The 9,857-nt window shown below is 72.5% G+C and carries 9 protein-coding genes and 1 CRISPR repeat array; of the genes, 1 reads left to right on the top strand and 8 read right to left on the bottom strand.

Features of this window, described 5'->3' with window-relative positions; translation table 11 throughout:
* Positions 1-29: 29 nt before the first annotated feature.
* The 4 genes from ACTIDRAF_RS0216410 to ACTIDRAF_RS0216390 form a co-directional block, all read right to left on the bottom strand.
* Entirely contained in the window at positions 30-1,181 is a 1,152-nt protein-coding gene (locus ACTIDRAF_RS0216410) for an epoxide hydrolase family protein (RefSeq protein ID WP_016699812.1), read from the bottom strand.
* Positions 1,182-1,867: 686 nt separating this feature from the next.
* On the bottom strand, positions 1,868-2,095 hold the full coding sequence (locus ACTIDRAF_RS0216405; RefSeq protein ID WP_016699811.1) for a hypothetical protein: 228 nt from the start codon (positions 2,093-2,095) through the stop codon (positions 1,868-1,870).
* 250 nt (positions 2,096-2,345) lie between these two features.
* A CRISPR array of direct repeats spans positions 2,346-2,985; the repeat unit is 28 nt; unit sequence GGAACAGCCCCGCGTGCGCGGGGACGAC.
* Positions 2,986-3,277: 292 nt separating this feature from the next.
* The gene (locus ACTIDRAF_RS33855) at positions 3,278-3,562 is read right to left on the bottom strand and encodes a hypothetical protein (RefSeq protein ID WP_157163074.1); all 285 of its coding nucleotides are present in this window, start codon (positions 3,560-3,562) and stop codon (positions 3,278-3,280) included.
* A 594-nt stretch (positions 3,563-4,156) separates the two neighbouring features.
* Positions 4,157-4,786, bottom strand: coding sequence for a TetR/AcrR family transcriptional regulator (locus tag ACTIDRAF_RS0216390; protein WP_016699808.1), 630 nt, complete (start codon positions 4,784-4,786; stop codon positions 4,157-4,159).
* Between the two features lie 149 nt (positions 4,787-4,935).
* Here ACTIDRAF_RS0216390 and ACTIDRAF_RS0216385 point away from each other — a divergent pair, with 149 nt between their 5' ends.
* Positions 4,936-5,637: an SDR family NAD(P)-dependent oxidoreductase gene (locus tag ACTIDRAF_RS0216385; RefSeq protein ID WP_016699807.1), complete on the top strand. Its 702-nt coding sequence runs from the start codon at positions 4,936-4,938 to the stop codon at positions 5,635-5,637.
* A gap of 256 nt (positions 5,638-5,893) precedes the next feature.
* On the opposite strand, the gene ACTIDRAF_RS0216380 is transcribed toward ACTIDRAF_RS0216385, so the two are convergent.
* From ACTIDRAF_RS0216380 to ACTIDRAF_RS29290, 4 genes are all read right to left on the bottom strand, one after another.
* Positions 5,894-6,997 carry a serine hydrolase domain-containing protein gene (locus ACTIDRAF_RS0216380; RefSeq protein WP_016699806.1) on the bottom strand — a complete coding sequence of 368 codons (1,104 nt, stop codon included), beginning with the start codon at positions 6,995-6,997 and terminating at the stop codon, positions 5,894-5,896.
* Positions 6,998-7,104: 107 nt separating this feature from the next.
* Entirely contained in the window at positions 7,105-8,463 is a 1,359-nt protein-coding gene (locus ACTIDRAF_RS0216375; RefSeq protein WP_016699805.1) for an amidohydrolase family protein, read from the bottom strand.
* A 198-nt stretch (positions 8,464-8,661) separates the two neighbouring features.
* Entirely contained in the window at positions 8,662-9,552 is an 891-nt protein-coding gene (locus ACTIDRAF_RS0216370) for a citryl-CoA lyase (protein WP_016699804.1), read from the bottom strand.
* Positions 9,549-9,857, bottom strand: a 309-nt coding sequence (locus tag ACTIDRAF_RS29290) for a CoA transferase (RefSeq protein ID WP_039787694.1), incomplete at its 5' end; no start/stop codon positions are given. The genes ACTIDRAF_RS0216370 and ACTIDRAF_RS29290, both read right to left, overlap by 4 nt.

Below are 9,857 nucleotides of genomic sequence, written 5' to 3'. Positions count from 1 at the left end.
CGGGAACCGGCCGCCCCCACCCCACGACGTCAGGCGGTGGTGGCGGCACCAGCCCGTCGCTCACCGGTCGGCTCCGGGGAGGCGGCACCCAGGGGGCCTTCCGCGAGCCGGGCGAGGAAGAAGTCCCGCACGTCGGAGGACAGCAGTTCGGGCACCTCCATCGCGGCGAAGTGGCCGCCGCTCTCGAACTCCGACCAGTGCCTGATGTCGTACAGCCGCTCGGCGAGGGGACGCACCGAGAGCGTGATGTCGTGCGGGAACACCGCCACTCCCATCGGTACCGGGCACCGTTCGGCGCGCCGGGGGGCCTCGCGGTACAGGCGCGCCGAGGACGCGGCGGTGGCGGTCAACCAGTACAGGGAGACGTTGGTGAGCATCCGGTCGTCACTGATCCGCGAGTGCGGGTCCGTCCAGTGGGCGAAGCGTTCGGCGATCCAGGCCAACTGCCCGACGGGTGAGTCGGTCAGCGCGTAGCCGATGGTCTGCGGGGTGAGGGCCTGGAGCGCCTGGTACGGCGGACGGTTCGCCATCAACTGACGAATCCTGTCCAGCCGGGCCTCGTCCACCGGGGATAGCTCGACGTCCGCGTCCGGGTCAGGGGGTGTGGGCAGGTAGTTGACGTGCACGCCCACGACCCGATCCGGTGCCACCGCCCCCAACGCAGTGGAGATGCCCGAACCGAAATCGCCGCCCTGCGCCCCGTAGCGCTCGTACCCGAGCCGCCGCATCAGCTCGGCCCAGGCCCGCGCGATCCGGACGATGTCCCAGCCCCGTTCGCGGGTGGGACCCGAGAAGCCGTAGCCCGGGATGGAGGGGATCACCAGGTGGAACTCGCGGGACAGCGGCTCGATGACGTCGAGGAACTCCAGGAACGAACCAGGCCAGCCGTGGGTGAGGACCAACGCGAGGGCGTCCGGTCTCGCGGACCGGACGTGGACGAAGTGGATGCGCTGGCCGTCGATCTCGGTGGTGAAGTGCGGCAGCTCGTTGAGCGTGGCCTCGTGCGCGCGCCAGTCGTAGCCGGTGCGCCAGTACTCGGCCAGTTCCCGGAGCCGAGTCAGCGGGAAGCCGTAGTCCCAGCCGGCGTCGGCGATCTCGTTGGGCCAGCGGGTGCGCGCGAGCCGGTCGGTCAGGTCGTCGAGGTCGGCCTGGGGGACGTCGATGCGGAACGGCGTGATCATGTTCTCAACTCCGGTGAGGTTCGTTCGTCACCCGGGGACCGGACGACGGGCCACCACCGATCCCCCGCCCAGTCCGCTCGGCTGGTGGGCCGGAGTAGCGGTCGCGGGGAGGGCGGCGGGAAACCGGTTGGTTGGGTTGCTCCGTGCTTGAACACGCCCGTCGTGCCCCTTCCGAGGAAGCTTCCCGCCCTACCCCTCGCGCGCACGGGCTGGAACCGGACCCTTCCTCGGACGGTGGCACGCTGGACGGCGAAACCCTAGAACCTCAAGCGAGGTGGAGATCAAGAGCCACCGCGCCGCCTCAGGTCGCCAGCCGGGAACGGCGATGCCGCTCCAGCTGGAACACAAGCCGTGCACGGGAGGCCACCGTCCTGCCGATCATGTACGGCTGGCCGAGGAAGGCCTCCTGTGATCACGATCCGTGCGGCATGGTGGGCACACCGGAACACCCGAAGGCGTGCGGCTACAAAACTAACCAGCGTCGCTTTTGACGACGATCCTCTCGGGTTTACTCGTGTCGTCCCCGCCGGGTGGAGCTGTGGCGAAAGCTCGGATACGGATGGTCACTCCATCGGAAAAGCGCACGGCAAAGCCGGTAGTCGAGGGAACCTGGTACTCCTCGATGCTGGTTACGCCGGGGTGAGCCGCGAGCTGTTCGCGGAGCAGTTCACGGAAACGACCGAGTCTCACAGCGCCTCCCGGGGGACCTCAGGCGAATCAGCGGCCATGCGCGGGATTCCCGGCCCGGACACGTCGTCAACGTAGAGATAGGCGGCCGCGCCGCTGGCGAAATCGACCCTGAGCCGCGTTCGGTGCTGCGGACGGTCCTCTCCGTAGCAGTGCACGTTGGTCACCTCGGGGTGCTCGGTCGTGATCAGGCTTGCCAACAGCTGATCGAAGGCCCGCAACTTCACGTGGCAACCCTCCTTTCCTGCGCAGGCACGGCCTCAGCTGCTCGTGAACACGGAAGGCGTGCCAGCTGGAGCTGGTACGTCCGCAGACCGAGGTCAGTTCCCTGCCGCAGCAGCCACCAGCTTCCCCGAGTGCTCGTTCGACTACTCATCGTAGCGCCTGCGGATTAGTGGCCGTGGGGGCGTCCCAACTCGGGCAACCCACGTGAGCGGGAACGACCGTGTGTCAGCCGTCCGCCCACATCACCAGACAGGAACAGCCCCGCGTGCGCGGGGACGACTTCCGCGAACGGAGCGGTTGCCCGTCTGGGTACGGAACAGCCCCGCGTGCGCGGGGACGACTCCCGGTAGTACCGGCCAATCCGCAGGTCGTAGGGAACAGCCCCGCGTGCGCGGGGACGACCGGAGGGGTCGCCCCGCCCCGGACGGACACAGCGGAACAGCCCCGCGTGCGCGGGGACGACCCGAGGCTCCTTCGACTTCGTCAGCAGGCCCGCGGAACAGCCCCGCGTGCGCGGGGACGACCACCGCACCGGTGGGACGCCACGTGGCTCGCCAGGAACAGCCCCGCGTGCGCGGGGACGACGACGCCAGGATGAGCGCGTCGGCCTCGTCCGAGGGAACAGCCCCGCGTGCGCGGGGACGACGGGCGGCGAAGTATCGGGCGCGGAACCGTTCAAGGAACAGCCCCGCGTGCGCGGGGACGACGCGGAGGACGACCGTCACGCGGCGTCCGTCCGCGGAACAGCCCCGCGTGCGCGGGGACGACACAGATGAGAGGCAGGCACATCATATGGGTTGGGGAACAGCCCCGCGTGCGCGGGGACGACCCTTGGAGTTCGGCCCGCATCCTCTGCGGGGGGGGGGAACAGCCCCGCGTGCGCGGGGACGACACTTCCTGACCTGCGGCGTTACGAGCGATAGAGCCAGTTTTCATTCACTTCTTCCAGCCTCCGCTCCCCGCCACGCTGGTCCTCCTCAGTATGAGCCTCCCGCCGAGTCGCACGGGCACCGGGATCGTCTGCCAGGAAGTAGCCAGCAGAGACCAGTTGTCCTGCTAGAAGCTAGCCTGCTCCCATCGCCCCACGTCCTGGCCGAACTCGAGCCACATCACCCCCGGCCCTCAGGCTGCGGCACCTGGGACAACACCTCGCAGGGGGGTGAGTTCAGGCTCTCTGCCCTGAATTACCCGTAACCGCGATCCGACCAGCGGCGAAGATCAGGGCGACCAGCTCGGCTCGCACAGCGACCTGGAGCCTTGGGTGTCGGCGACGAACCGGACAGCTCAGCAAGGAAGGCCTCGGCGGCGGGGAACAGGTCCAGCGCGGCCATCCGACCGGCAGGCGTCATCCGCAGCACCCGATTTCCTGGCTCGCCTGAGCAGACCACATACCCCTCGGCGACCAGGTCGGTGGTCTTCTCCTCCAGGTCCGCCCGCCCCACCCCGGTGGACTCCACCAACTCGACCATCCTAGAAGGACGCGCTGGTCAAGAAGTGTCGTCCCCACGCACGAGGGGCTGTTCCCGTCGCCGGCCACTACGCGGCCAAGTTCGCTACGTCGTCCCCGCGCACGCGAGGCTGTTTCGCGGACCTTTCACCCGCACTCCCCACCCCGCCCCAGCAGTTGCTCCTTTCAGTCCGGTGCGGTCCCGGTGCGGGCAAGCCGGGAGAAGCCGTCGATCGCGGAGTCCAGGGAGGTGTACCCGCACTTCGCGTCGATGCCCATCGCGGCAGCGACGTGCGCGACCGGTCGAGTGTGGCACCGCTCGCTCCGGCGCCGGCGTCCCTCGACAGGCAGCGACGCACTGGCGTGGTTCACCCCTTGGCCCTGCCGTCGAGGTTGACGCCGGTGAGCTGGGCCGAGACCTGCCACAGTCGTTCGGCGCTCGCGGGGTTGATGGCGTAGTCGCGGACCCCGCCGTCGTCCATCGTCCCTCCGGGTCGGGCGGGCGAGGCGATGTCACAGTCCTCGCAGTAGACCCCGCCGTGGCTGTCTTTGGATCAGTCGATCACTGAGCCGACCGGCACCGGGTAAGCATGCCGGAGGACGCTCCTCTCCTGCCCTACGCCTCGCCCAGGCTCCGCAGCGCTTCGCGGACCTGTCGTTCGGTCGGCTGGATCGCGGGCAGCGGAGTGCGGGCGGCCTCGGTGCGCAGGCCGTCCAGGAGGTAGGTGACCTGCCGGCGCCAGGCGTCCGGAGCGGCGTCGGCGGTGGCGCGGGCCAGCAGGGCGTTGGCGGCGAAGGCGAACACCAGGTCGGCGTTGGTGAAGTCGGGGCGCAGGACACCGGCCTCGTGGGCCCGCCTGACGATCCGTCGTGCGGCCTCCATGCTGCGGGCGCACACCGCCATCAGTCTTTCCGCGTCCGGGTAGCGGCCGCCGACCACGGCGGCGACGGCGGGGTCGGTGGCCTGGAGTTCGCAGAGCCTTTCGACGTAGTGCGCGAACCCCTCCCAGGCGTCGTCGTGGGACAGCGCCTGCTGGGCGACCTCGTCGAGGCGGCGGGCCGCCCCGTCGGCCACCACCGCGTCGATGAGTGCCTCGCGGGTGCCGAACAGGTTGTAGAGCGTGCCGTGGCTCACTCCCGCCCTGCGAGCGATCTCCTTCAGCGGCACCTGGAGGCCGCGCTCCTGGAAGAGCTCGGCGGCGGCCGCCCGCAGCTTCTCCGCGTTCCGTTGGGCGTCGGCCCGCATCTGGTGGTTCCTCCTGGTCCTGGCCTGACGGTCCCGGCCACGTCCGCCGGCCCACGGATCGAACTTGACCCTGCTGTCAATTTACCTGCTACCGTCGACACACAAGTTGACCCCAGGGTCAAGATGTCGTGAGCAAGGGAGCGCTCCCCATGTCCAAGGTGATCGCCGTCTTCGGGGCCGGCACCGGTCTCGGCTCCTCCGTCGCCCGCCGCTTCGGCCGGGAGGGGTTTCGGGTCGCCCTGGTGGCGCGTCGCCGCCCGCGCCTGGACGCCCTCGTCGAGCAGCTGGCCGCCGAGGGCATCGAGGCCGCCGGGTTCACCGCCGACCTGTCCCGGCCCGCCGAGGTGCCGGCGCTGATCGCGAACATCCGCGATCGCTTCGGCCGCGTCGACGTGATCGAGTACGGGCCGTTCAGCGCCGACCAGGGTTTCGGCCCGGCCGCCCGGACCGATGCCGCCCTGTTGGAGCAGGGGCTGCCGATGTTCCTGCTGACCCCCGTCGAGGTGGTCCGTGCGGTGCTGCCGGAGTGGACCGAGCGCGGGGACGGTGCCTTCCTGCTGACCTCCGGGGTCACGGCGGTCCACCCGGTGCCCGGGCTCAGCGGCCTGGCCCCGGTGGGCGCCGCGGCCCGCAACTACCTCTACTCGCTGCACGGCGAGTTGGCCGAGGCGGGAATCTACGTCGGTACCCTGGCCGTCGGGGCGACGATCGCCCGCAGCGAGATGAGCGCACTCGTCGCCGACTCCGGGGCCTCCACCGGGTTCCCGGTCGTCGATCCCGACGACCTCGCCGAGCAGTACTGGGACATGTACACCACCCGGCACCAGGTCGAGCGGATCCACCCAGCCTGAGAGCTGGGGCGCAGCGGCGGCCAAGAACAGCGGTCGGGTCAGGACGAGCGGGCCCGCCCGGGAACGACGCGTCATGAGCAAGCCCGAGGGCCTACGGGCCTCGCCCGGCCCGCCCGGCGCTGGGGGGCGCCTGGTTCACCGTGTCCGGCGGACTCGGGCCACGCGCCCCTGCCTCGCGCACCTTCGGGAGGCGCGCGCGGGGACTGGTCGGCGGGACCCGCGCCCCGTCAGCGGGGGACGGTTTCGGACGGGGGCCTCAGCTCAGGCACTCCCGCACGGCGTGTTCGATGGTGTCCACCCGGTCGAAACCGGCGAGTCGGCGGGTGACGTAGGCGCAGGCGTACTCCTCCCCCTGCGACACCCAGGCCGCCGAACCGCCGGCTCCGCCCATCGCCACCTCGTCGCCGGACAGTTGGAAACCGAGGGACCAGGTCACCTCGTGGCCCAGGAACAGGTCCGTTCCCCGGGCCTGCGGGCTGAGGAGTTCCCGGTGCACCCGCTCCCCCAGCAAGCCGGCTACCGGGCCGCCGGGGTCGACAAGTCCGGCGTAGAACTTCCCGATCGCGGACGCCGTGGTGTGCAGGCCGATCGCCGGGAACTCGGCGCGGCGCCAGGCGGGGCCGTTCAGCACCTCGACGTCGAGTGCCCCGGTCGGCCGGGTCATCGCCCGGTGTTCCAGGGAGCCGGGCTCCCCGGCCGTCGCCGTGGGCCACCGGGCATCGCCGTACTCGAGGTCGGCGACCCGGGGCAGGTCCTGGGCGGGCACGCCGAAATGGGCGTCGAGCCCCAGCGGCCGGGCGATGCGGTCGCGGAACACCTGGCCGAGGGAGGCGGCTCCGGTTCCCCGGAGGACGCCGTCGAGGAGGTGACCGTAGGTCAGGGCGTGTTCGGCGTGGGCGGTTCCGGGGGCGAACTCGGGTTCCGCCCGGGCGAGGGCGGCGCGGAGCTGGTCGTCGGCGAGCAGGGGGAGGTGGGCGGCGGTCTCGGGGAAGGCGGGCAGGCCGCCCTGGTGGGCGAGCAGGTGGCGGAGTGTCGTCCGTTCCTTGCCGGCCTGGCCGTACTCGGGCCACACGTCGGCGACCGGGTCGTCCAGGTCGAGGGCGGCGTCGGTGACGGCGGTCAGGGTGGCGAGGGCGGCGAGGGGTTTGCCGACGGAGTAGGTGTGGACGAGGGTGTCGGCGGTCCAGGGGTGCGTGCGGTGCTGGTCCCGCCAGCCTCCCCAGATCTCGACGACGGGCTGTCCCCGGTGCAGGACGGCGACGGCGGCGCCGGTCTCGCGTCCGGTGTGGAGCAGGTCGAGGAAGGCGTCGCGGACGGCGGCGAAGGCGGGGGTGGTGTGGCCGCCGTGGGGCACGGTCATCGGTTCTCCTGGTGGGGGTGGTGGTGTGCGCTCACCCGGCGGGGTGGGGTGCTCGGGCTCGCGGTGTGTCCGGCGGCGTCGGGTTCCCGGTGGTCCGACCGTCCTCGCTACCAGGAGGTGGCGGTGGCGGCTCCGCTGTCCCGCCACACCCGGCGGGCGCGCTCGTCGAGTTCGGCGAGTTCGTCTCCGGTGAGCAGCCCGGGGCCGTCCCTCCGGTAGCGGACGCGGCCGCCGATGGTGGTCTCGACGACGTCGGCGCCGGTGGCGGCGAAGGCGAGGACGTCGCGGGCGGTGGACAGGGGGCCGGTGGTGGCCAGCGGGCGCAGCCCGGGGCGGCGGGCGTCGAGCAGGACGAGGTCGGCGCGGCGGCCCGGTTCGATGGCGCCCCGCGTGTCGGGGGTGTCGAGGACGTCGGCGCCGCCGAGGGTGGCGAGTTCGATCAGCTGGGCGCCGTCGACGGCCTCCGGTCCCCATCGGGCGCGGGTGAGCAGCGCGGTGGCGCGGAGTTCGGCGAGGAGGTCCTCGGAGCCGGCCCAGGCGGAGCCGTCGGTGCCGAGGGCGAGGCGCGCGCCGGCGGCGAGGAGGGCGGGCAGGGGTGGGGTGCCGTCGCCGAGCAGGGCCTCGGAGGAGGGGGTCAGCACGACGGGGACTCGGTGGTCGGCGAGCAGGTCGATGTCGGCGGGTTCGACGGCGGTGCAGTGCACCGCGTAGAGGTGGTCGAGGAGTCCGAGTGCCTGGTAGTAGCGGATCGGGGAGCGGCCGGTGCGGGCCCGGGTCGTCTCGTGGCGGAGCGTGGTCTCGCTGACGTGGGTGTGGACCCGGATGCCGAGGTCGCCGGCGTGGGTGACGAGTTCCCGCAGGTATTCGGGGGTGTGGTCGGGGTCGTTCTCGTTGACGCCGGCGAGCATCGCCGAGCACCCGGTGTCCTGGACCTGGCGGAGGGTGTCGCGCCAGGCGGTGCCGCCGGGTTCGGGGTGCAGGGCGACGGTGGCGGGGATCCCGAGGTCGGCGGCGACCTCGGCGGCGACGACGGGGTCGAGGTACTCGTGGAGGCAGAGGGCGGTGGTGCCGGAACTGATCGCCTCGGTGATGGCCAGTTTCGCGCTGAGCCGCAGGGTTTCCCGGTCGGCGGTCAGCGCGGCGTAGAGGCCGTCGGCGAGGGGGTGGCCGTCCTGGTGGTCGATGGTGGTGGCGGCCAGGGCGGTGCGCAGCAGCGCCGGGGTGGGGTGGAGGTGGCCGTTGACGAGCCCGGGGAGCAGGACGTGGCCGGTGGCGTCGACGTGCTCGGCGGCGGGGTGGGAGGCCGGGGGCCACGTGTCGGGGGCGGAGCCGCCCCCGACGACGGCTCCGGTGGTGGGTCGGACGAAGGCGATGGTGTCGCCGTCGATGCCCACGTCCCCGACGAAGGGGTGGGCGTCGCGGGGTCCGGTCACGACCAGTGCCCCGTGGTAGACGCGGTCGACCATCCGCCTGCCCCTCCGGTGTGTCCCGCCCGGGTCTCCCGACGGCCGGGCCGGCGGCAGTATCGCGGCGGTCCGGCCGGGGGGCAACCGGGTTTCGTGGTGTTCCGGAATGGTCACCGGGGTCCGGGCGTGGGCATCCGGTCCGGCGTGGCCGGGTGGGGTGCTGCCGCCCGGCCAGGCCGGAGGGGGGCGAGGGGCCGCTCAGTGCTGGGGTGGGGTGGTGGGGACGTCCCGCAGGTCGGGTCCGGTGTAGTCGGCGAGCAGCGGGCGCGGGATCGGCCCCTTGATCCGGGTGCCCGACCGCCGTTCCTCCCAGGCGTGGGCGAGGATGCCGACCGAGCGGGACAGCACGAACAGGCCACGGCCGAGTTCGGGGGCGAAGCCGAGTTCCGAGTAGATCAGGGCGGTGGCGCCGTCGATGTTCATCGGCACGGGTCGGCGGCGGCCGGTGGCGAGGGCGTCCTCGAGGGCCAGGCCGATGGCCAGGTGGTCGCCGGGGACGACGCCGGCGTCCGCCGCCTCGGTGAGCAGGCCGAGCAGCGGGTCACGGCGCGGGTCCCTGGGGTGGAAGCGGTGGCCGAAGCCGGGGACGTGGCGGCCGGCCTCGCGGTGTTCGGTGACGGCCCTGGCGGCGACGGCGTCGGGGGTCTCACCGGCGGCGACCTCGGTGTGGAGTCGGGCGAGGAGGTCCATGCACTGCTGGCCGGCGCCGCCGTGGACGTCGCCGAGGAGGTTGACGCCGGTGGCGACGGCGTTGTTGAGGCCGACCCCGCAGGTGGCGGCCATCCGCGCCGCGGCGATGGAGGGGGCCTGGGGGCCGTGGTCGACGGCGGAGACCAGGGCGGCCTCCAACAGCCGGCCCTGGCCGGGGGTGGGCAGGTCGCCGCGCAGCATCAGCCAGATGGTGTCGGCGAAGCCCGCACGGCCGATGAGCTGTTCGACGGGGTAGCCGCGCAGGGCGATCTCGCCGGGGTGGATGCGGGCGATGTCGGTGGCCCACCAGCCGGTGACCTTCTCGGTCGGGATCGTCGCCGCCTCCCCGGTGGCGCTCGCCGTGTCGGCTGGCCGGGTGTTCTCGTCGTGCTGGGTCATACCGCCCCTTCCTCGCGCAGTGCGCGGATCTCCTCGTCGGTGTAGCCGAGTTCCCGCAGCAGCGGGGTGGTGTGTTCGCCGAGCACCGGGGGTGGGGCGCTGGGGGTGCTGGCGTGGCCGTCGACGCGGACGCCGTTACCGAGCACGCGCACCGTCCGGTTTGGGTCGGCCGGGTGGGGCAGGTCGTGGAGGAAGCCGCGTTCGGCGATCTGGTCGAGTTCGAGGGCCTGGCGGACGTCGAGGACGCGGGCGGCGGGGACGCCGGCCTCGGCGAGGGCGTTCTCCCAGTGCTCGGCGGGGGGGGG

The sequence above is a fragment of the Actinoalloteichus spitiensis RMV-1378 genome (genome assembly GCF_000239155.1).
Taxonomy (GTDB): Bacteria; Actinomycetota; Actinomycetes; order Mycobacteriales; family Pseudonocardiaceae; genus Actinoalloteichus_B; species Actinoalloteichus_B spitiensis.
Note: the sequence above shows the minus strand (reverse complement) of the source record. Positions and strands in the feature narration are given on the sequence as shown.

Coding starts and splice junctions, on each gene's coding strand:
- ACTIDRAF_RS33855 (WP_157163074.1), bottom strand. CDS start 3,562: ATGGTCGAGTTGGTGGAGTCCACCGGGGTGGGGCGGGCGGACCTGGAG.
- ACTIDRAF_RS0216370 (WP_016699804.1), bottom strand. CDS start 9,552: ATGACCCAGCACGACGAGAACACCCGGCCAGCCGACACGGCGAGCGCC.
- ACTIDRAF_RS0216410 (WP_016699812.1), bottom strand. CDS start 1,181: ATGATCACGCCGTTCCGCATCGACGTCCCCCAGGCCGACCTCGACGAC.
- ACTIDRAF_RS0216375 (WP_016699805.1), bottom strand. CDS start 8,463: ATGGTCGACCGCGTCTACCACGGGGCACTGGTCGTGACCGGACCCCGC.
- ACTIDRAF_RS0216385 (WP_016699807.1), top strand. CDS start 4,936: ATGTCCAAGGTGATCGCCGTCTTCGGGGCCGGCACCGGTCTCGGCTCC.
- ACTIDRAF_RS0216390 (WP_016699808.1), bottom strand. CDS start 4,786: ATGCGGGCCGACGCCCAACGGAACGCGGAGAAGCTGCGGGCGGCCGCC.
- ACTIDRAF_RS0216380 (WP_016699806.1), bottom strand. CDS start 6,997: ATGACCGTGCCCCACGGCGGCCACACCACCCCCGCCTTCGCCGCCGTC.